We start from the raw sequence: 21,921 nt of genomic DNA, 5'->3' as shown, positions 1-21,921 counted from the left end.
AACCCCCCCCCCCCCCCCCCCGCCATACCGTACTTGCAGGCGGCGGCTTGGGGCAGATCTACGCCGCCACCACCACGCCGCCCGAATGCACGGGCGACGCTATCGCCATGGCGATACGCGCAGGCTGCGCAGTCGAAAACCTCGAATTTATCCAATTCCACCCCACAGGCTTGGCAAGTCCGTCTGAAAACGGCCGCACCTTCCTGATTTCCGAAGCCGTGCGCGGCGAAGGCGGCATCCTGACCAACCAATCGGGCGAACGGTTTATGCCGCATTACGACCGCCGCGCCGAACTCGCACCGCGCGACATCGTTGCCCGCGCCATCGCCGCCGAAATCGCCAAGCAAACGCAAGACTTCGTCTCACTCGACATCAGCCGCCAACCCGCAGCATTCGTCCGTCAGCATTTCCCGTCCATCCATCGGCACTGCCTGTCCCAATGCGGCTTGGACATCACGCGCCAAGCCATCCCCGTCCGTCCCGTGCAACACTACACCTGCGGCGGCATCCAAACCGACCCCAGCGGCAGAACCTCCCTGCCGCAGCTCTACGCCTTAGGCGAAACAGCCTGCACCGGCTTGCACGGAGCCAACCGCCTCGCCAGCAACTCCCTGCTCGAATGCGTCGTTACCGCCAGACTTGCCGCCCAAACCATCGCGGACGGACAAGCGTTCCAAACCGCACCGTCCCCAAGGTCGTCTGAAAGCCCCTCCGCCGAAGCAGGCATCTTTTCAGACGGCATCCAAAGCGCATTCAGCCGCCCCGTCCTGCAAACGTTCAACCAACGCCATCTAGGCATCCTACGCAACGATACCGGCTTGCGCCGCGCCATCACCCAACTGCGGCTTTGGAAGCAAAACCAAGCCGAGCCGCACACCGCGTCCGAATACGAAAACCGCAACCTGCTCGAATGCAGCCTCGCCGTCGCCCAAGCCGCATACGCAAGGCGGCAAAACATCGGCGCGCATTTTAATAGTGATTGTTAAGGTTGACTGGTCAGAAAAAATCGTTCAAATAAATTTGAATAGCATGGTTGAGAAATTAGCATTCAGTTTTTATGGTTGCGTAAGTTGGGTTATCAATCTGTTCTATAGTGGATTAACAAAAATCAGGACAAGGCAACGAAGCCGCAGACAGTACAAATAGTACGGCAAGGCGAGGTAACGCCGTACTGGTTTAAATTTAATCCACTATTACCGATACCCATGCTTTGGGCACTGTAGCTGCTTTCGTTGCGGATGTCTTCAAAGCTGAAACTGCGGGCGGTGAGTTCGTTGTGGTCTTTGTCTGCGGCAGAAGCGATGGCACCGCCTTTGAGCCGGACACCGTCGGCTGTGATGTGGTAGCCGCCTTCGCCGGCAAAGAGGCCGCTCTGGCTGCCGACGTTAAAAGACAGCCTGGATATTTTTCAGACTGTCTTTTTGAAGAGATGAAAGTTATTTGTTTCTCAATATCTCAATAAGGGCGGCTTTGGACTGGTAGAAGTCCAAATCAAATAATGAAATGCCTAAATGTTTGCAATATTCTTCGATCATCTCCACAGTCAGCCTGTTTTTTTTGAGTCTTTCGGTATATTTTTCTGTCTGTTCAAACGGCAGCGGCGTGCCATATTCCATAAACTCGACACGACTGGTTTCTTTATGCAGCATAACATTTCTGGTTTCGCAGTCATGACGGGAAACCTGTTTGCTGCCCTCATACAGGGTAAATGAGACCGCACCGAATTCGTCTTTGCCAAAATATGGACGTAAATACATAGTCAATAATCTGATTTTCCACAGCAAGGCTTCATACGGCACACTTGAAAAGTCTGTGCCGTTCCGGTTATTACCTATTAGCAATGACCAATCAGACTGCGTTTCCAACAATAAATATTTGGATGATCCGGTAATCTCAAGCGGATTCAAGAAATCCAATTTCTGACTGAGGGTATACTCCTCATCCAAATACGATAGTTTCGGTTTTAGATTTTGATAAAAATCACTTAAATCCATACGTCTTTTTAGATAAAGATCCAGTGCTTTTTCAAATGGCGCGCCAATAAAATAAAACTGTTTCAGGCTCGGATGGCCGTCTCTTGCAAGAAAAAAATCTTTGTTTACATTCATAATTTAATCCACGGTTCTTAAAATTACAATAGCATCTGGATCATTACTCAATGCTCTTGAAAAGCAGAAAGGTCGTCTGAAACACTGTTCAGACGGCCTTTTTACTTCCCTGACACTTTATCTGACGCGTTTTACCTGCCCGACTGTGCCCACACGTTTTGCAGGTAGGCGTAGGTCAGCTCGGCGGTGCCGGAGACCAGCGCGATATCGCTGCCCAAGTCTTCGGCTTTGCCCACGCCGACGGGCAAAGCGTCGGCGGCTTTAATGGCGGCGACGCCGGCTGCGGCGTCTTCAATGCCGATGCATTGGCGGATGTCCGCGCCCGCGCCCTCGGCGGCGGCGAGGAAGATGTCGGGGGCGGGTTTGGAATGCGCGACGGCGGCAGGGTCGGCGACGGTGTCGAAGAAGTGGGTCAGCCCCATGCGTTCCAGTAGGAACGGGCCGTTTTTACTGGCGGACGCGAGGGCGATTTTTTTGCCGTTTGCCCTCAATGCTTCCAGCAGGGGCAAAATGCCGGGGTACACGTCTTCGGGTTTGACTGCCTGAATCATCTCGACGTAGTTGTCGTTTTTGCGGCGGGTCAGTTCGGCGAACTCGGCTTCGCTGACGGTTTTGCCGCCGTGCGCGAGGATGCGTTTGAGCGAATCGTCGCGCGACACGCCTTTGAGCTGCTCGTTAAATTTGCGGTCGATGCTGATGCCCAGTTCTTCGGCGAGCTTTTTCCATGCGTGGTAGTGGTATTCGGCGGTGTCGGTGATGACGCCGTCGAGGTCAAAAAGCACTGCAGTGAAAGTCATTTTGCATCCTCCTTATTTTTCTAACGCAACGGTGTGGCTGCCGTTGAGCGTGATGTCTTTGCCGTATACCTGCAATTCGAGCGGCTCGCCTTTGAGCAGGGTGAAGACGACGTTTTCTTTGCCGACGGCGACCTTAATCAGACGGCCGCGGTAGTTGATGTGGAAGGCATAGCCTGTCCACGCACTCGGCAGGAACGGGGCGAAGCTGAGTTTGCCGCCCCAGGTTTTCATTTGGGCGAAACCTTGGACGATGGCGAGCCACGAGCCGGTCATGGAGGTGATGTGCAGGCCGTCTTCGGTGTCGTTGTTGTAGTTGTCCAAGTCCAGGCGGGCGGTGCGCCGGTACATTTCCACGGCTTTTTCTTCTTTGCCCAGTTCGGCGGCAAGGATGGCGTGGATACATGGAGACAACGAGCTTTCATGCACGGTCATCGGTTCGTAGAAGTCGAAGTTGCGGCGTTTTTCGTCGATATTGAAACGGTCGCCGAAGAAGTAGATACCTTGCAACACGTCCGCCTGCTTGATGAAGGGCGAACGCAGGATTTTGTCCCACGACCATTTCTGGTTGAGCGGCAAATCGTCGGGCGAAAGCGCGGACACGGGGCGGATGTCTTTATCAAGGAAGCCGTCGTGTTGGACGAATACGCCGAGTTCTTCGTCATGCGGACGGTACATATTCGCGCTGATGTCCGCCCATTTTTCCAACTCGGCGGCACGCACGTTCAAATCCGGACGCGGGTATTTCGCCAAGGCTTCGCGGGTGTAGTCCAATACCCATGCGGCGAGGGTGTTGGTGTACCAGTTGTTGTTGATGTTGTTTTCGTATTCGTTCGGGCCGGTTACGCCGTGAATCATGTATTTGCCGTTGCGTTTGGAGAAGTGGACGCGGTCCGCCCAGAAGCGGGACACTTCGACCAAGACTTCCAAGCCTTCTTTGGCAAGATAGCCCTCGTCGCCGGTGTAGTTGGTGTAGTTGTAGATGGCGTAAGGAATCGCGCCGTTGCGGTGGATTTCCTCGAAGGTGATTTCCCATTCGTTGTGGCACTCGATACCCGTAAACGTTACCATCGGATAGAGTGCGCCCGCCAAGCCCTGTTCGCGCGCGTTGTGCTGCGCCTGCGGCAGTTGGTTGCGGCGGTATTGCAGCAGGTTGCGGGTAACTTCAGGTTCTGCTAGTGCGAGGTAGAGCGGCACTGCGTAGGCTTCGGTGTCCCAATAGGTCGCGCCGCCGTATTTTTCGCCGGTAAAGCCTTTCGGGCCGATGTTCAGACGCGCGTCTTCGCCGTAGTAGGTGGAGAACAGTTGGAACAGATTGAAACGGATGCCTTGCTGCGCTTCGTCGTTGCCTTCGATGACCACGTCGGCGATTTCCCAACGGTGCAGCCAGCCTGCTTTGTGCGCGTCCAGCAAGGTTTCAAACGCAACGCCTGCGATTTTTTCCGACAAGGCGCGGCCTGCGGCTTTCACTGCTTCCAAGCCTTGATAATCGCGGCTGGTGGTAACGATAACCCGTTTTTCAAAGGTTTCGGGCGTGCTGCCGACTTCGGCTTCGAAAGAATTGGAGACCTGCCAGTCGGTTTGGCTGCCGCTGAGGGCTTTGAAGCTGCCGGCGAAAGTTTGCTCGGCGTTGACGATAAATTGTTCCACGCCGAAAGGGTTGGCAACGGTTTGGGCGGCAATGTAGGAGAGACTGTCTGAAACGCCTTTGTCCAATACCTGCCAGAATTTTTCTTCGTAGTTGGAGTCTTCGTTTTTCACGTCGGCATCGATGATGGAATCGATGCGGACTTGGTGGGTTTTGCCGTCAACGGATACGGCTTCCCAGCGGATAACCGCCAGCTCTTTTTGCGCGACGGACAGGAATTTGCACACATCGAAACGCACGCCGAATACGGTGAACAAGCGGCGCAACACGCCGTGCTGCATATCGAGTTCGACGGAGAAGCCGGCAACGTCGTTTTTCGCCAAGTCCACTTCCTGCCCGTCGACAAAGATTTTGACTTTGCTGAAATTGAGCGCGTTGATGGCTTTGCCGAAATATTTGGGGTAGCCGTTTTTCCACCAGCCGACGCGGGTTTTGTCGGGAAACCACACGCCGGCGATGTAGGTGCCCAAGTGGCTGTCGGCGGAATAGGTTTCCTCAAAGCTGCCGCGCATACCCATATAGCCGTTGCCCAAACTGGTCAGGCTCTCTTGCAGCCGTTTGTGTTCTTTTTCCAGCTTTGCCGAACGCAGCGTCCAAGGGCTGATTTCCATAATTCTTGTGTACATCGTAAAGCTCCTGTTTTGATGGTTTTATGGCAAACCGTTTGGAAATACGGTTTGCCTTATTGAATCGGATAAAGCGTCGGCAGAAGTTTCAGACGGCCTTTGCCGATGGTGTTGAAACGGATTATTCGCCGTGGGTCTCTTTAATCAGGCATACTGAGAAAGCCCCCATCAGCAAGACTGCGCCGGCAACCAAGAACATGGTTGCCTGATGGCTGCCCAGCATAGGGAAGAGGACGAAACTCAGCAGCGAAGCGACGATTTGAGGCATACAGATAGAGCCGTTGAACAGGCCCAAATAAGTACCCATGTGTTTGCCTGAGAGGGCATTGGTCACAATCGTCAGCGGATAGGTAATGATGCCTGCCCACGCAATGCCGATTAAGGTATAAGACAACACCAGCGCGTATTGATTGCTGATGAAGAAAACGGAGAAGAAACCGAGCGCACCCAAAGCCAAGCAACCGAAATAACCCGCCTTATGGTATTTATTCGGTACTTTTGCCAGAATAAACGAGCAGATAACGGCAGCAATGGATTGTACCGCCGCCAAAACGCCGTACCAGTTGCCCGCCTCCTGATAACCTACGGAAGACGCATCGGTGGTGTGCCAGACGTTTTCCGCAATCGCGCCTGCCGAATAAGTCCACATATATTGGAAAGCAAACCAGCAGAAGAATTGTACCAAAGTAACCGTCCAAAACGCTTTAGGCGCGGTTTTCAAAAGTTCGAACCAGTTGGCTTTTTCCTGATTCGCAGCGACATCGATGCCGTGATAGCGGGCGTAGGTTTCCGGATCGTATTCTTTGACTTTGAAAATCGTGAACGCACTGGTAATAATCAGTAACGCCGCGCCCACATAGAATGCTACGACCACGGTCTGCGGCACAACGCCTTTTTCGGCCGTGTTCGCCAAACCGATATACGCGAACACAAACGGCAGAATCGCCGCCACAACCGCGCCCGTATTCGCTAAGAAACTTTGAATCCCGTAGGCGTAGCTTTTCTGCTCCTCGTTGACCATGTCGCCGACCATCATCTTAAACGGCTGCATCGCCATATTCGACGACACGTCCAACAGCGCAATCATCAGCGCGCCAAACGACAAAGCCGCCAAAGAAGCGTAGCCAAAACCGAAGCTGCCCGAGTTCGGCATCAGAATCATCACGATAACCGCAATCAGCGTGCCGTAAAGCAGATAGGGCAGGCGGCGGCCGCCCAAGCGCGGCATCCAAGTGCGGTCTGAGTAGTAGCCCACAATCGGCTGAACCAGCATGCCGGCCAGCGGCGGCAGGATGAAAAACCAGCCTAAATTGTGCGGGTCTGCGCCTAGTGTTTGAAAAATTCGGCTCATTTGCGAGCTTTGCAGGGTAAAGGCCGTCTGAACGCCGAGATAGCCGAAGCTCAACATCCAAATCGTGCTTTTTGCCAGTGAGGGCAAACCTTGTTTTGCTGTTTGAGGCGTATATTCCGACATAAGGTAAATCCTTTTTTTGATTTGAAAAGTATTTGCTTTGGAAAATCCGAAATGGTTGCCGGTGTGGCAACCCTCTATCATTATTATTTTTTTGTTTGTCTAATTTCAAAGAGATAGGCGGATTTTATGAATCCTGCCCGATTTTGGCAATATCGGTTCGCGGATAAACTGGCTTAAATCAAATTATCGGTTAAAATGGACCGTCTGAAATTTGTTTGACCGAATCGAGAAAACCATGTCCCAACAATACGTCTATTCTATGCTGCGCGTGAGCAAGGTTGTGCCGCCGCAGAAAACCATCATTAAAGATATTTCCCTTTCATTTTTCCCTGGCGCGAAAATCGGCCTGCTCGGTTTGAACGGCGCGGGCAAGTCCACCGTGCTGCGGATTATGGCGGGTGTGGATAAGGAATTTGAGGGCGAAGCTGTGCCGATGGGCGGCATCAAAATCGGCTACCTGCCGCAAGAGCCGGAGCTTGATCCTGAAAAAACCGTGCGTGAGGAAGTGGAAAGCGGTTTGGGCGAAGTAGCCGCCGCGCAGAAACGTTTGGAAGAAGTGTATGCCGAGTACGCCAATCCCGATGCGGATTTTGACGCGCTGGCGGAAGAGCAGGGCCGCTTGGAAGCGATTATTGCGGCGGGTTCGTCCACGGGCGGCGGTGCGGAACACGAATTGGAAATCGCTGCTGACGCACTGCGCCTGCCTGATTGGGATGCCAAAATCGGCAATTTGTCCGGCGGTGAAAAACGACGCGTCGCCTTGTGCAAACTCTTGTTGAGCAAGCCGGATATGCTGCTGTTGGACGAGCCGACCAACCACTTGGATGCGGAATCGGTCGAATGGCTGGAGCAATTCCTCGTGCGCTTCCCCGGCACGGTGGTCGCGGTAACGCACGACCGCTACTTCTTGGACAACGCTGCCGAATGGATTTTGGAACTCGACCGCGGACACGGTATTCCGTGGAAAGGCAATTACTCGTCTTGGCTGGAGCAGAAAGAAAAACGCTTGGAAAACGAGGCGAAATCCGAAGCAGCGCGCGTGAAGGCGATGAAGCAGGAATTGGAATGGGTGCGCCAAAATGCCAAAGGCCGCCAAGCCAAGTCCAAGGCGCGTTTGGCGCGTTTTGAAGAAATGAGCAACTACGAATACCAAAAACGCAATGAAACGCAGGAAATCTTTATTCCCGTTGCCGAGCGTTTGGGTAACGAAGTAATTGAATTTGTGAATGTTTCCAAATCGTTCGGCGATAAAGTGCTGATTGACGATTTGAGCTTCAAAGTGCCTGCGGGCGCGATTGTCGGCATCATCGGCCCGAACGGCGCGGGTAAATCGACGCTGTTTAAAATGATTGCGGGCAAAGAGCAGCCCGATTCCGGCGAAGTGAAAATCGGGCAAACCGTGAAAATGAGCCTGATCGACCAAAGCCGCGAAGGTTTGCAAAACGACAAAACCGTGTTCGACAACATCGCCGAAGGCCGCGACATTTTGCAGGTCGGACAGTTCGAAATTCCCGCCCGCCAATATTTGGGACGCTTCAACTTTAAAGGCAGCGACCAAAGCAAAATCGCAGGGCAGCTTTCCGGCGGCGAACGCGGACGTTTGCACTTGGCAAAAACCTTGTTGAGCGGTGGCAATGTATTGCTGCTGGACGAACCGTCTAACGACCTCGACGTAGAAACCCTGCGCGCGTTGGAAGACGCATTGTTGGAATTTGCCGGTAGCGTGATGGTGATTTCGCACGACCGCTGGTTCCTCGACCGTATTGCTACGCATATTCTGGCTTGTGAAGGCGATTCGAAATGGATGTTCTTCGACGGCAACTATCAGGAGTATGAAGCCGATAAGAAACGCCGACTCGGCGAAGAAGGCGCGAAACCGAAACGGATTAAATATAAACCGGTAACGCGTTAACCTCCGAAACAATGCTGTCTGAAAGGCTTTCAGACGGCATTGTTACAAGGCAGCCCCGTTTAAAACAGCATTGCAATCCTCAAGACAATCAAGGTCATCACCGCCGCCGCCATATCGTCCGCCATAATGCCCAAACCGCCGTGCAGATTCTTATCAAACCAACCGACGGGAGGCGGTTTGAGCACGTCAAACAGGCGGAATAAGACGAACGCCGCCAGCCACCACGTCCACCTGAACGGCACAAACGCCAACACAAACAGCATGGCGACAATCTCGTCCCAAACAATCCCACCGTGGTCGCTGACACCCGTTTCACGTTCCGCACACGCGCAAATGCGTATGCCCCACATAAACAGCACGATACACAAAAAAGCCAGCAGCCATCCGTCCACACCCGCCAATATCAGCACAAACGCCAAAGGCAATGCCGCCAAAGTGCCGAATGTGCCCGGCGCGAACGGAGCCAGTCCGCTGCCGAAACCGAAAGCCAAAAAACACAACGGCCGTTTCAACAGCCACGCAAAGTCAGGTTTAAAATCAGCCAAAATGATCGAATCCTAAAGAATGTAGTTCCAATTCCCTGCCGTCGGCATCTAAAACCTTCAGACGGCATCCTCCGTTGATTTTGCCGATGCGCGTTACCGGCACGCCGCACCGTTCCCCCGCATCAAGCACGCGGCTGCGGCAACTTTCCGATGCGGTAAATACCAGTTCGTAATCGTCGCCGCCCGCCAAAGTATAAGACAGCCATTGCGCTCGGGGCAAAATATCTTTCAATACGGATAAAGACGGCAGCGAATCGGCCCAAATTTCCGCCCCCACGCCGGAAGCGGTCAGGATATGCCCCAAATCTTGCGCGAGGCCGTCTGAAACATCCTGCGCCGCCCGGGCAAACGGCAACAGCGCAAGCCCCAGTTCAACCCTTGGCTCGGGGCGGAGCAGCTTTTGTTCGCATTCGGCAAACACATCATCCGGCAACACACACCGTTTCAGACGGCAGTTCAAAGCCGCCGCCGCCATACCGACACGCCCCGACACCCAAATATCGTCGCCCGCAACCGCCGCATCACGCCGCAATGCCCTACCTTTCGGCAATTCGCCGATAATGGTTACATTGAACGCCATATCGCCCTTGGTCGTATCGCCGCCGATTAAGGTGATACCGAACTTTCCCGCCAAACCGAAAAAACTGCCGCAAAACCGTTCCAGCCATACTTCATCCAATTCGGGCAACGCCGCGCTCAGCAGCACCCAACGCGGTATCGCACCCATCGCCGCCATATCTGAAATATTGACGGCCAAAACCTTCCAAGCCAAGTCTTCAGGTTTGACATCTGCAAAAAAATGCCTGTCCCTCAGCAGCATATCCGCACTGAAACACAAATCGAAACCCTCACGTGGGCGGATAATTGCCGCATCGTCGCCTATGCCCAATACGACATCCTTATCCGCACCTGTTTGCAAATACCGTTTGATGAAGTCAAATTCTTTCATGTCGCAAAATATCCGAACGCACCGCCATGTTGATTTTTATTAATCTGCTGTATTTTACACAGTACCGCACATAAAACGCAGCACCGCGTACAGCACTGATTTGAGAGAGTTTGTTCCCTCACAAACAAATCCAAATTCTATCGCCTTCAAAACCGGAGTTTCAAGACACCAGGAAGATTTTGATGGAGCATAAACCCTACCCCATATTCTGACAATAACCGTTTCCTCAAGCATCCTAAAAACAAACCCCGCAAAAGCGGGGTTTGTTTTGTTTCATCAGAACCGATTAGAGTTTGATACGTAAACCTCTTCTCTTATACAGAAGAGGAATCCAACCCTACCCATCGGCAAGATGCTTTTAAAGCTTATTGTTGGGTGTGAACATGAGCCGGCGCAACCTGACGGGTTACGATGCTGCGGATTTTCACGTCAACACGGCGGTCAGGTTCGATACATGCAATCAGAGCCTCACGTTTTTTGGCTTTAGAGGCTTTTGCACCCAGTTTGGCGACTTCGGCTTCACAAACCTGAGTCATTTGCGCTTGAGATTCGCCCAAGCCGACAGCAGAAGTTTTAGAGGCAGGCACACCGTTGCTGACCAAGTAGTTTGCCACTACGTTGGCGCGACGCTCGGACAGGGCCTGGTTGTATTTTTCAGAACCCATGAAGTCGGTATGACCTTCAACACGTACGGATTGTACGTTGGTTTGACCCAGGCGTTGGGCCAATACTTTCAGGTTGTCTTGGGCTTCGGTACGCAGTACGTCTTTGTCGAAACCGAACAGGGTTTTGGCAGACAGGGAAACGGTTTCGTCAACATATTGCGGAGCCTGCTCTACAACAGCAACAGGAGCCGGTTCAACTGCATCGCCGCACTCTACGCGGCCTTGGGTTGCTTTGTCGAAGTAGGTATTTTTCCAGCATTCGCCGTAGTTGTTGCGTACGACTTCTTGCGATTGGCCGCTCACGGTATAACCGTGGATATGGGCTTCGCTCGCCATAGCAGTGCCGGAAGCGAGCAATGCAACGAATAATGCGCTTAATTTCAGCTGTTTGGTCATTTTATTCCCTCATTAAATTTGTACAGCAGATACAGGAGCAACTGCTGAATTGCCAACATACAGGCCGCTGTAGAAACATGGCGGCAAATCGGATATTTCAGTCTCCACTATAAAGAAGCAGGGGGCGGACTGTCAATACTCAACGCCTGAAAACAACCGTAAAACAGCCTGTTTCCTAATCGTCTATCATGCCGAAAAATCAATTCCGTGTCATTACTTTAGGGGGATTTTTTCCATATCGCACGATTGCCGTTGCACAAAAACAACAAACACAACGGCAAAGCCCCATACCGTACCGGCAAGAAAATATGATAAATTATAAACAATGTTCAGCCACCCGACACAGACCGACACCGACCCGCCATGAAATTACAACAATTGAAATACGCCTTAGAAGTTTACCGGCACAACCTGAACGTTTCCGAAGCGGCCGAGGCCTTATTCACATCACAACCCGGCATCTCCAAACAAATCAAATTGCTGGAAGAAGAAATCGGCATTCAGATTTTTATCCGCAGCGGCAAGCGCGTGGTTTCCGTCTCGCAGCCGGGCAAGGCGGTTTTGGATATTGCGGAACGTATTTTGCGCGATGTGCAGAACATTAAAAACATCGGCAGCGAGTTTACGGGGCATGACAGCGGTTCGCTGACGGTAGCCACAACACATACTCAGGCACGCTATGCCCTGCCCTTGATTGTTGCCGATTTTGTGAAACGCTATCCGAAAGTCAATCTGACCATCAAACAGGGGAGCCCTGCCGCCATTGCGCGGATGGCTGCTTCGGGCGAGGCGGATTTGGCGATTGTCACGGAGCGGATAGACGACCGGCCGGAACTGGCGGGGCTTCCCTGTTATGAGTGGACGCACGCGGTAATCGTGCCGGGAGACCATCCGTTGCTCGAATGCAGGAATCCCCTCCGTATTGAAGATTTGGCGAGGTTTCCGCTGATTACTTATGAATTTGCATTCAATGCGGGCAGCAGCATCGCGCGGGCATTCGCCAAAGCCCGTTTGGAACGGCCGGATGTCGCATTGGCGGCGGCGGATACGGACGTATTGAAGACTTATGTGCGCTTGGGTTTGGGCGTGGGATTGATGGCAAAGATGGCCTACAACCCGGATACGGATGACGATTTGCAACTTGTGGATGCCGCACATTTGTTTGAACCTTCTCCAACATGGATTGCCTTACGCAACGATACTTATTTGCGCGGATATGCGTATGACTTTATCCAATCGTTTGCACCGCACCTGACACGCGAGAAGGTGGACAGGATTCTGTACACGCCCATCAGCGAGGATTTTTCGATTTAGGCGGCTGCCGGTTTTCAGACGGCATTTTGCGGCAGATAAAACAAACAGGGCAGATATTTTCGTCTGCCCTGTGTTTATTGAGAATGCCGTCTGAAATGCTCGTACAGGTTAATCAAATGGCGTGCGAACAACCGGATACCATTTTTTTCAGCACTTGCAGATTGAGAATCTTGATGTGTTTGTGTTCGACGGAAATCAATCCTTCCTGATGGAACTTGGACAATGTGCGGCTGACGGTTTCGAGTTTCAGCCCGAGATAGCTGCCGATTTCTTCGCGGGACATTCTTAAGATGAAGTCGTTGGCGGCGAAACCGCGCGAGTAGAGCCTTTGGGAAAGGTTCAGCAGGAAGGCGGCAATCCGTTCTTCGGCGCGCATATTACCCAACAGCAGCATAACACCTTGATCGCGCACGATTTCACGGCTCATCATGCGGAAAAAGTGGGTACGCAGGCTGGGGATATTCTGACCGAGTTCTTCGATGTGGGTAAACGGCAGTTCGCACACTTCGCTGTCTTCCAAGGCGACCGCATCGCAACTGTGCACATGGGAACAGATGCCGTCCATGCCGATGAGTTCGCCCGACATAAAGAAACCCGTTACCTGATCGCGGCCGTCCTGACTGGCGACGGTTGTTTTGAAGAAGCCCGAACGGATGGCAAAGAGCGAAGTAAAGGCTTCGCCGGCACGGAACAGGTATTCGCCTTTTTTCAGGCGGCGGCTTTGGCGGATGACGGCATCGAGTTGGCTGAACTCGTTGGGCAGCAATCCGACAGGCAGACAAAGTTCCCGCAAAGAACAGGAAGAACACAAGGTTTTCATCTGATGTGTAGTATTATGCGAAGCCATACCGTACCTTTTCGTGTGTTTTGTCCCATCCCGATTATGTGCTTGTTGACACATATCAAGACAGGTTTATCATACTGTGGCATTCTACCAAACTATCCAAAATTTGACTAACATCATAAAACCGCACACACACCATGAAAATCATTCAGATACAGAACAATCACAATGTAAACGATGACCGCCCCGAGTTTGACCGCGAACTGATTGCCAGCCTGCCCGCCAGCGGCCCGCGCTATACTTCCTACCCTACCGCCGACCGTTTCCATGACGGTTTCCGCGAAGGCGAATATATCAAAGCTTTACATTTGCGCGGTATGGGCGCGTTAAACAAACCGCTTTCCCTTTACATTCACATTCCGTTCTGCAACACCATCTGCTACTACTGCGGCTGCAACAAAATCATCACCAAAGACAAAAGCCGCGCCGATGCCTACATCGAATATCTTGAAAAAGAAATGGAACTGCTCGCCCCGCATCTGAACGGACGGCACCAGCTTGCCCAACTGCACTTCGGTGGCGGCACGCCGACCTTTTTGAGCGACGAACAGATCGAACGCGTCTTCCGTATGATACGCAAACATTTCGAACTGATACCGTCCGGCGAATACTCCATCGAAATCGACCCGCGCAAAGTCAGCCGCGACACCGTCCTCATGCTCGGCAGGCTCGGCTTCAACCGCATGAGCGTCGGCATTCAGGATTTCGACCCCAAAGTGCAGGCGGCGGTCAACCGTATCCAAAGCTACGAAGAAACCAAAGAAGTCATCGATGCCGCCCGTGAGGCAGGGTTCAAATCCGTCAGCGTCGATTTGATTTACGGTCTGCCGCACCAGACTTCGGAAAGCATCAAGACCACCATAGACACGGTTTTGTCGCTCGATCCCGACCGCCTCGCCCTTTACCACTACGCCCACCTGCCGCACGTGTTCAAACCGCAACGCCGCATCGATACCGCCGCCGTCCCCGACAGCGAAGAGAAGCTCGATATGCTGCAATACTGCGTCCAAACCCTGACAGAGCGCGGCTACGTCTTCATCGGCATGGACCATTTCGCCAAACCTGACGACGAACTCTCCATCGCCCTCAAAGAAGGCTTCCTCCAGCGCAACTTCCAAGGCTATTCGACCTACGCGGATTGCGATTTGGTCGCCATCGGCGTGTCGTCCATCGGCAAAATCGGCAACACCTACTCCCAAAACGAACGCGACATCGATGCCTACTATGCCGCCATCGACGAAGGCAGACTGCCCATCATGCGCGGCTACCAGCTCAATCAGGACGACATCCTGCGCCGCAGCATCATTCAGGATTTGATGTGCCGCTTCGCGCTCGACTACCGTGTTTACGAAGACATATTCGGTATCCCGTTCGACCGTTACTTCAAAGACGAACTGGCGGATTTGGAAAAACTCGCCGGTTTGGGATTGGTGCGCCTGAACAGCCACGGGCTGACCGTTACCCCGAAAGGACGCTTCCTCATCCGCAACATCGCCATGGTCTTCGACTACCACCTGCGCCATAAAGAAACCAAAGCGAAATATTCGCAAACGGTGTGATTGCGGCTAACGTACAAATGCCGTCTGAAAGGCTTTTTCAGACGGCATTTTGCTGCCGGCAGGATAAGTGTTTTCAAGGACAGGCGGCGGCATATCATAACGTTCCGCACCTTTGTATCCGACCGTTCCGAAACCAAGATACCAAACGGCATATCCCGACAGAACAGATTGTGCATAAGGCACAAGCCCGCACATTCCATCAACAAAATGCCGTCTGAACACGGGTTCAGACGGCATCAGTATTTTACAATCAGAATACTGCCTGCAAAATCAAATAGCTGGCCACCGACAGGACGGCGGCGGCAGGCAGGGTAATGACCCACGCCAAACCGATGGGCTTCATCAGTTTCCAATTGGCATTACGGTTGACCAGACCGATACCGAGTACCGCGCCGACCAAGATATGCGTACTGGAAACAGGCAGCCCCATCAGCGACGCCCCCATCACGACGGATGCGGCGGACAGTTCGGCGGTAAAACCCGAAGCAGGATGCATTTCAGCCAAACTCGTACCGACGGTTTTAATCACCTCTTTACCGACAAACCACAAACCGACAATCAGTGCGATACCGAAGGTCAGCATGGCAATCGGAGGAACGGCATTTTGCGCGGCAACGCTGTTAGTCCGCAAAACATCCATAATCGCGGCAAACGGACCGATGGCGTTGGCGATATCGTTCGCCCCGTGGCTGAATGCGAAACCGCATGCGGTAAAGACCTGCATCCATGAAAACATCTGAAAGGTCGATTTGCCCAAATCTTTACGCTTGAGGCTTTTTGCAAAAACAAACGTACCCATCCACACCGCCGCACCTATCATAAAGATAGTCAGGAAGCTGTTGACATTGCTCATGCCCAGATGCAGGTTTTTCAGACCCTTGAAAATCAGCATAGCGGAAATCATCATCGCGCCGAACGAAGCGATAAAGGGAACCCAAGAGTGCAACGCCTTGTAAGAATCGACATTGTTTTTACGGTTATCGAACGCATAAAGACCGCGGTAATACTCCGATTGCAGCTCTTGCGGATCAAATTCAGGCTCGTCATAAATTTGCGCGTCGTGCGCCATTTTGGTGGCGTATTCGACTTTTTCAGCCTCAGACAAACCCTCGAAAAACAGGCGGTGCTGTTCTTTATAGGCCTTTTTTTCCTGCTTGATGCCCTTGAGCGTACCTTCCGCCCAAGCGTTGTAATCTAAGACATTTTTCTTAACGCGGGAAAACAGGAAATAGGAAACCGCACCGCCCAAAACAGGCGACAGCACCCAAGATATCCCGATTTCTCCCAATTTTCCCCACTGAATCAACGTTCCCCAGTCGGCATGGTTCATAACCGCCATACACAACGCACTGCCGACGATGCCGCCGATAATCGCGTGCGTCGTCGAAACCGGCAGGCCTTTGTGGGACGCGAACAGCAGCCACAAAGCCGCCGCCAAGAGTGCAGACATCATGATAAACACAAACTGCATGGGCTCGAGGTTCATACCGTTCAAATCAACGATGCCTTTGCGTATGGTATCGGTTACCTCGCCACCCGCGATGACCGCGCCGCTGACCTCAAACACCGCCGCAATCAGCAAAGCCTGCGGGATCGTCAGCGTGCCGGAACCGACGCTGGTACCGAAAGAATTGGCAATATCGTTGCCGCCAACATTAAACGCCATAAACACGCCGAACATCGTGGCGATGATGAAAAGCACGCTGTTATTGTAGTGGGTATAACCCAAACCCCAATAGATAAAATAGCCGACTATGCCTACCAGCATGGCGGCAAAGACGGCGTTAATCAGTTTCAAGTTCGCACTCATTTGAGTTTGAGCCATGGAAGATTCCTTAGTGAACACAGAAGGGTTTTCGCAGATATTGTAACCTTTTGCAATCCGTCTTGAAACATTTATTTACACTGCGGCAGCAAATCGGTATACGAGCGTCAATACACGTTAAAATGGCGTTTTGCACCAGTTTGGAAGTGATGATGGAAACACAGCTTTACATCGGCATCATGTCGGGAACCAGCATGGATGGGGCGGATGCCGTACTGATACGTATGGACGGCAGCAAATGGCTGGGCGCGGAAGGGCACGCCTTTACCCCCTACCCTGACCGGTTGCGCCGCAAATTGCTGGATTTGCAAGACACAGGCACGGACGAACTGCACCGCAGCAGGATTTTGTCGCAAGAACTCAGCCGCCTGTATGCGCAAACCGTCGCCGAACTGCTGTGCAGTCAAAACCTCGCACCGTCCGACATTACCGCCCTCGGCTGCCACGGTCAAACCGTCCGACACGCGCCGGAACACGGTTACAGCGTACAGCTTGCCGATTTGCCGCTGCTGGCGGAACTGACTCAGATTTTTACCGTCGGCGACTTCCGCAGCCGCGACCTTGCGGCCGGCGGACAAGGTGCGCCGCTCGTCCCCGCCTTTCACGAAGCCCTGTTCCGCGACGACAGGGAAACACGCGTGGTGCTGAACATCGGCGGGATTGCCAACATCAGCGTACTCCCCCCCGACGCACCCGCCTTCGGCTTCGACACAGGGCCGGGCAATATGCTGATGGACGCGTGGACGCAGGCACACTGGCAGCTGCCTTACGACAAAAACGGTGAAAAAGCGGCACAAGGCAACATATTACCGCACCTGCTCGACAGGCTGCTCGCCCACCCATATTTCTCACAACCCCACCCAAAAAGCACGGGGCGCGAACTGTTTGCCCTAAATTGGCTCGAAACCTACCTTGACGGCGGCGAAAACCGATACGACGTATTACGGACGCTTTCCCGATTCACCGCGCAAACCGTTTTCGACGCCGTCTCACACGCAGCGGCAGATGCCCGTCAAATGTATATTTGCGGCGGCGGCATCCGCAATCCTGTTTTAATGGCAGATTTGGCAGAATGTTTCGGCACACGCGTTTCCTTACACAGCACCGCCGAACTGAACCTCGATCCGCAATGGGTAGAAGCCGCCGCATTTGCGTGGTTGGCGGCGTGTTGGATTAATCGCATTCCCGGTAGTCCGCACAAAGCAACCGGCGCATCCAAACCGTGTATTCTGGGCGCGGGATATTATTATTGAGCGCAAATGCCGTCTGAAAGCCCGTCCTGCCGTTCAGACGGCATTTTTGCCTCTTTCGTTTACAAACCCTTAAAATCCCTTTATACTCAAAACTCGTTCAAAACAAAACAAACCCCGCTATGAAAATCCTGCTCCTCCTCATCCCCCTCGTCCTCACCGCCTGCGGCACACTGACCGGCATTCCCGCCCACGGCGGCGGCAAACGCTTTGCCGTCGAACAGGAACTCGTCGCCGCATCGTCCCGCGCCGCCGTCAAAGAAATGGATTTGTCCGCCCTGAAAGGACGCAAAGCCGCCCTTTACGTCTCCGTTATGGGCGACCAAGGTTCGGGCAACATAAGCGGTGGACGCTACTCTATCGACGCACTGATACGCGGCGGCTACCACAACAACCCCGAAAGTACCACCCAATACAGCTACCCCGCCTACGACACTACCGCCACCACCAAATCCGACGCGCTCTCCAGCGTAACCACTTCCACATCGGTCTTAAACGCCCCCGCCACCGCCCTGACTAGAAACAGCGGACGCAAAGGCGAACGCTCCGCCGGACTGTCCGTCAACGGCACGGGCGACTACCGCAACGAAACCCTGCTCGCCAATCCCCGCGACGTTTCCTTCCTGACCAACCTTATTCAAACCGTCTTCTACCTGCGCGGCATCGAGGTCGTACCGCCCGAATACGCCGACACCGACGTATTCGTAACCGTCGACGTATTCGGTACCGTCCGCAGCCGTACCGAACTGCACCTCTACAACGCCGAAACCCTTAAAGCCCAGACCAAGCTCGAATATTTCGCCGTTGACCGCGACAGCCGGAAACTGCTGATTGCCCCTAAAACCGCCGCCTACGAATCCCAATACCAAGAACAATACGCCCTTTGGACCGGCCCTTACAAGGTAAGCAAAACCGTCAAAGCTTCAGACCGCCTGATGGTCGATTTCTCCGACATCACCCCCTACGGCGACACGACCGCCCAAAACCGTCCCGACTTCAAACAAAACAACGGTAAAAACCCCGATGTCGGCAATGAAGTCATCCGCCGCCGTAAAGGAGGATAAACCGTGAAACCGCTGCGCAGACTGACAAACCTCCTTGCCGCCTGCGCCGTGGCGGCGGCTGCACTCATACAGCCCGCCCTCGCGGCGGACTTGGCGCAAGACCCGTTCATTACCGATAACGCCCAACGGCAGCACTACGAACCCGGCGGCAAATACCACCTCTTCGGCGACCCGCGCGGCAGCGTCTCCGACCGCACCGGTCAAATCAACGTCATCCAAGACTATACCCACCAGATGGGCAATCTGCTCATCCAGCAGGCAAATATCAACGGCACAATCGGCTACCACACCCGCTTTTCCGGACACGGACACGAAGAACACGCCCCCTTCGACAACCACGCCGCCGACAGCGCAAGCAAAGAACAAGGCAACGTTGACGAAGGCTTTACCGTATACCGGCTCAACTGGGAAGGACACGAACATCATCCCGCCGATGCCTACGACGGCCCGAAGGGCGGCAATTACCCCAAACCTACGGGCGCACGCGACGAATACACCTATCACGTCAACGGCACAGCCCGCAGCATCAAACTCAATCCGACCGACACCCGCAGCATCCGGCAACGCCTGTCCGACAACTACAACAATCTCGGCAGCAATTTCTCCGACCGCGCCGATGAAGCCAACAGAAAAATGTTCGAGCACAATGCCAAGCTCGACCGCTGGGGCAACAGCATGGAGTTTATCAACGGCATTGCCGCCGGAGCACTCAACCCTTTTATCAGCGCGGGCGAAGCCTTGGGCATAGGCGACATACTGTACGGAACGGGTTATGCCATAGACAAAGCCGCAATGCGCAACATCGCCCCCTTACCCGCCGAGGGCAAATTCGCCGTCATCGGCGGCTTTGGCAGCGTGGCGGGCTTTGAAAAGAATACGCGCGAAGCCGTTGACCGGTGGATACAGGAAAATCCCAATGCCGCCGAAACCGTCGAAGCCCTGGCCAACATCCTGCCGTTTGCCAAAGCTGAGAAGTTGGCGAAACTGGGGAAGGCGGCAAAACCGGGGAGGGCGGCAAAACTAGGGAAGGCAAAGGTTAGCGAGGATTTTGCTGTTGCCACACAAGCCAAATACAAGCAATATGGGGATGCGCATTCTGCCAATGCCCAATCGGCATTAGCTAAGAAATTGTCAGGTTTGGAAGATGCTCAAAATAGTGCGTCTAGGACGAAAACTTTACCTGATGGGAGAATCAGGTATTATGAAGCTGAGCGATTTGCTAGAACTGAGGGAAGAACGAGGGGTAATAGCTTTGTTACAGAATATAATCCTAAAACAGGTAGTACCCGACAATGGACAGAAAATTATGACCATAGCGGGAACGTAACTATGGTTCATCCTAAATCAATTAACGGACAAAGTGTAACCTCTCAGCATTATCCACCAACAAAACAGGAATTAGATTCATGGAAAAAATAACTCAACAATACGCATATTCTGAACTGCTCAGATTGTTCAATCAAAACGCTTCGGATGAAAAAATTGCGAATCTTGCTTTTGATTTTCTGTATGCTTGGTCAAAAGATAATTCTCCAGAATCGCGTAATATAATATATGATTTAGCACTTATCGGTGAACCGGGTATGGAACTGACCCGTAATGACATAAAAGAATTGATTGACAGTTTAGTTGAATAAGCATAGGTTGGGCTGAAAATCCCACAATCAAAAGGTTGTCTGAAACCGTTTTTGATTTTCAGGTGACCTTCCCCTCATTTGAAACAGGATATTGAGAACTAAGTTCTTCAAAAATCCTACACCTGCTCCTTCCACGACAGCACCTTGGTCAAAACGGCAGACGGCTACAAAGCCATTGCCCATATTCAAGCCGGAGACCGCGTCCTTTCCAAGGACGAGGCAAGCGGAAAAACGGGATACAAACCCGTTACCGCCCGATACGGCAATCCGTACCAAGAAACCGTTTACATTAAAGTTTCAGACGGCATCGGCAACAGCCAAACCCTGATTTCCAACCGCATCCATCCGTTTTACAGTCAAGGAAAGTGGATACAGGCAGGTCGTCTGAAAAAAGGCGACACCCTGCTTTCCGAAAGCGGTGCAAAACAGACAGTTCAAAACATTACCCTCAAACAGCAGCCGCTCAAAGCCTACAATCTGACCGTTGCCGACTGGCATACTTACTTTGTCAAAGGCAATCAGGCGGAAACGGAAGGGGTTTGGGTTCATAATGATTGTCCGTATGGAAAATCTCCAAGAAAAATTAATGCTGTTATCAATGAAACCAATACTCAAAGAGGTAATATAACAAGTAAGCATACTTTATCTTCTGATGAAGCCTTAGATGCTGGAATTAAATACTTAGGTTCTGAATATAAAGAAATTGGTAAATCAGGTAGCGGCGTTTATCGGAACAAAGCAGGCACAAGGCAATTTAGAATTGATAACAACTCTTTAGAGGGAAATCATGCACCAAATGTACCTCATATCCATTTGGAAAGGATAGACCCGAATAAGAAAAAACCACTAACAAATAACCATATTCCCATTAAAGATTAGGGGATGTCTATGGAAATAAAATTCAATACTTTGGGGGTTATCCTGAATGGGGGCAATCCTGAAGAAAAATTCATAAAAATTATTGATGACCAGGAAAATACCGGTGGATTTCTGATACTGTTATCTTCAAATGACAAATTCTCATCATTTGACAGTTACGATGACTGGGTCGAAAACTTAGAAATATTAAAAGAATACCTGCAAGAATCTCATTGGATAATAAAGTGGGTCGGATAGTCGGCAAACGTAGTCCGTCTGAAACGCTTTTACTTTTCAGACGGGCTTTCTATCAATGGGAACAAGGCGTTTTGTCTCAATCTGGTCTATGATTATTCGATACAGTGATGGGAAGCTAAGAAAAATATGATTAATCATATTGAAAAATATATAGGCACTATTTCTCATGGCTCGAAAAGCGATTCGGGAAGTCAG

The 21,921-nt window shown here is 52.3% G+C and carries 20 protein-coding genes and 2 pseudogenes; 12 read left to right on the top strand and 10 right to left on the bottom strand.

Annotation, left to right across the window (positions count from 1 at the left end):
• The coding region (locus Q3O12_RS09230; RefSeq protein WP_301670180.1) for an L-aspartate oxidase at positions 1 to 986 on the top strand (986 nt) is incomplete at its 5' end.
• A gap of 224 nt (positions 987 to 1,210) precedes the next feature.
• Positions 1,211 to 1,462: a hypothetical protein gene (locus Q3O12_RS09225; protein ID WP_301670179.1), complete on the top strand. Its 252-nt coding sequence runs from the start codon at positions 1,211 to 1,213 to the stop codon at positions 1,460 to 1,462.
• On the opposite strand, the gene Q3O12_RS09220 is transcribed toward Q3O12_RS09225, so the two are convergent.
• From Q3O12_RS09220 to Q3O12_RS09205, 4 genes are all read right to left on the bottom strand, one after another.
• The gene (locus tag Q3O12_RS09220) at positions 1,437 to 2,108 is read right to left on the bottom strand and encodes a hypothetical protein (RefSeq protein WP_003686835.1); all 672 of its coding nucleotides are present in this window, start codon (positions 2,106 to 2,108) and stop codon (positions 1,437 to 1,439) included. The two genes, Q3O12_RS09225 and Q3O12_RS09220, sit on opposite strands and share 26 nt — an antisense overlap.
• A gap of 131 nt (positions 2,109 to 2,239) precedes the next feature.
• Positions 2,240 to 2,905 (bottom strand): beta-phosphoglucomutase, encoded by a 666-nt coding sequence (gene pgmB / locus Q3O12_RS09215; RefSeq protein ID WP_301670178.1) that lies wholly within the window; start codon positions 2,903 to 2,905, stop codon positions 2,240 to 2,242.
• Positions 2,906 to 2,917: 12 nt separating this feature from the next.
• Positions 2,918 to 5,176 (bottom strand): glycoside hydrolase family 65 protein, encoded by a 2,259-nt coding sequence (locus tag Q3O12_RS09210; protein WP_301670177.1) that lies wholly within the window; start codon positions 5,174 to 5,176, stop codon positions 2,918 to 2,920.
• Positions 5,177 to 5,297: 121 nt separating this feature from the next.
• The gene (locus Q3O12_RS09205; RefSeq protein ID WP_301670176.1) at positions 5,298 to 6,650 is read right to left on the bottom strand and encodes an SLC45 family MFS transporter; all 1,353 of its coding nucleotides are present in this window, start codon (positions 6,648 to 6,650) and stop codon (positions 5,298 to 5,300) included.
• A 235-nt stretch (positions 6,651 to 6,885) separates the two neighbouring features.
• Between Q3O12_RS09205 and ettA the strand changes: the two genes are divergently transcribed.
• The gene (gene ettA / locus Q3O12_RS09200) at positions 6,886 to 8,562 is read left to right on the top strand and encodes an energy-dependent translational throttle protein EttA (RefSeq protein ID WP_301670175.1); all 1,677 of its coding nucleotides are present in this window, start codon (positions 6,886 to 6,888) and stop codon (positions 8,560 to 8,562) included.
• 59 nt (positions 8,563 to 8,621) lie between these two features.
• On the opposite strand, the gene Q3O12_RS09195 is transcribed toward ettA, so the two are convergent.
• The 3 genes from Q3O12_RS09195 to Q3O12_RS09185 all read right to left on the bottom strand — a co-directional run bounded on the left by Q3O12_RS09195 (position 8,622) and on the right by Q3O12_RS09185 (position 11,117).
• On the bottom strand, positions 8,622 to 9,107 hold the full coding sequence (locus tag Q3O12_RS09195; protein ID WP_301670174.1) for a phosphatidylglycerophosphatase A family protein: 486 nt from the start codon (positions 9,105 to 9,107) through the stop codon (positions 8,622 to 8,624).
• Entirely contained in the window at positions 9,100 to 10,056 is a 957-nt protein-coding gene (thiL, locus tag Q3O12_RS09190; RefSeq protein WP_301670173.1) for a thiamine-phosphate kinase, read from the bottom strand. The genes Q3O12_RS09195 and thiL overlap by 8 nt, the downstream gene beginning before the upstream one ends.
• Before the next feature lie 365 nt (positions 10,057 to 10,421).
• The gene (locus tag Q3O12_RS09185; protein WP_301670172.1) at positions 10,422 to 11,117 is read right to left on the bottom strand and encodes an OmpA family protein; all 696 of its coding nucleotides are present in this window, start codon (positions 11,115 to 11,117) and stop codon (positions 10,422 to 10,424) included.
• Between the two features lie 363 nt (positions 11,118 to 11,480).
• Here Q3O12_RS09185 and Q3O12_RS09180 point away from each other — a divergent pair, with 363 nt between their 5' ends.
• A complete protein-coding gene (locus Q3O12_RS09180; RefSeq protein ID WP_301670171.1) occupies positions 11,481 to 12,431 on the top strand; it encodes a CysB family HTH-type transcriptional regulator in 951 nt (316 codons plus the stop codon).
• Positions 12,432 to 12,543: 112 nt separating this feature from the next.
• Here Q3O12_RS09180 and fnr read toward each other — a convergent pair whose 3' ends face one another.
• Positions 12,544 to 13,278, bottom strand: a complete 735-nt coding sequence (fnr, locus tag Q3O12_RS09175; protein ID WP_025456583.1) for a fumarate/nitrate reduction transcriptional regulator Fnr — start codon at positions 13,276 to 13,278, stop codon at positions 12,544 to 12,546.
• Between the two features lie 134 nt (positions 13,279 to 13,412).
• Here fnr and hemN point away from each other — a divergent pair, with 134 nt between their 5' ends.
• Positions 13,413 to 14,834, top strand: a complete 1,422-nt coding sequence (gene hemN / locus Q3O12_RS09170; RefSeq protein WP_301670170.1) for an oxygen-independent coproporphyrinogen III oxidase — start codon at positions 13,413 to 13,415, stop codon at positions 14,832 to 14,834.
• A gap of 6 nt (positions 14,835 to 14,840) precedes the next feature.
• Here the strand turns inward: hemN and Q3O12_RS09165 are convergent, their stop codons facing one another.
• Positions 14,841 to 15,071 (bottom strand): hypothetical protein, encoded by a 231-nt coding sequence (locus Q3O12_RS09165; protein WP_042508137.1) that lies wholly within the window; start codon positions 15,069 to 15,071, stop codon positions 14,841 to 14,843.
• A gap of 13 nt (positions 15,072 to 15,084) precedes the next feature.
• Entirely contained in the window at positions 15,085 to 16,659 is a 1,575-nt protein-coding gene (locus Q3O12_RS09160) for an inorganic phosphate transporter (protein WP_301670168.1), read from the bottom strand.
• 152 nt (positions 16,660 to 16,811) lie between these two features.
• Between Q3O12_RS09160 and Q3O12_RS09155 the strand changes: the two genes are divergently transcribed.
• The 7 genes and pseudogenes from Q3O12_RS09155 to Q3O12_RS10955 form a co-directional block, all read left to right on the top strand.
• Entirely contained in the window at positions 16,812 to 17,912 is a 1,101-nt protein-coding gene (locus Q3O12_RS09155; protein ID WP_301670181.1) for an anhydro-N-acetylmuramic acid kinase, read from the top strand.
• Positions 17,913 to 18,031: 119 nt separating this feature from the next.
• Positions 18,032 to 18,973, top strand: coding sequence for an adhesin MafA (gene mafA, locus Q3O12_RS09150; RefSeq protein ID WP_301670167.1), 942 nt, complete (start codon positions 18,032 to 18,034; stop codon positions 18,971 to 18,973).
• A 3-nt stretch (positions 18,974 to 18,976) separates the two neighbouring features.
• A pseudogene (gene mafB / locus Q3O12_RS09145) lies at positions 18,977 to 20,044 on the top strand (polymorphic toxin MafB class 1); the annotation flags it as partial.
• Between the two features lie 335 nt (positions 20,045 to 20,379).
• The gene (locus Q3O12_RS09140; protein WP_002259487.1) at positions 20,380 to 20,610 is read left to right on the top strand and encodes a hypothetical protein; all 231 of its coding nucleotides are present in this window, start codon (positions 20,380 to 20,382) and stop codon (positions 20,608 to 20,610) included.
• Positions 20,611 to 20,754: 144 nt separating this feature from the next.
• Positions 20,755 to 21,489 carry an HINT domain-containing protein gene (locus Q3O12_RS09135; protein ID WP_308447791.1) on the top strand — a complete coding sequence of 245 codons (735 nt, stop codon included), beginning with the start codon at positions 20,755 to 20,757 and terminating at the stop codon, positions 21,487 to 21,489.
• 9 nt (positions 21,490 to 21,498) lie between these two features.
• Positions 21,499 to 21,726, top strand: coding sequence for a hypothetical protein (locus Q3O12_RS09130; RefSeq protein ID WP_118846955.1), 228 nt, complete (start codon positions 21,499 to 21,501; stop codon positions 21,724 to 21,726).
• Positions 21,727 to 21,852: 126 nt separating this feature from the next.
• Positions 21,853 to 21,921, top strand: a pseudogene (locus Q3O12_RS10955) (suppressor of fused domain protein); the annotation flags it as partial.

Origin of the sequence: Neisseria benedictiae, from assembly GCF_958267435.1 — a bacterium.
Classification (GTDB): domain Bacteria; phylum Pseudomonadota; class Gammaproteobacteria; order Burkholderiales; family Neisseriaceae; genus Neisseria; species Neisseria bergeri.
The sequence above is the reverse complement of the archived record's forward strand: the minus strand, read 5'-3'. Positions and strand labels throughout refer to the sequence as shown.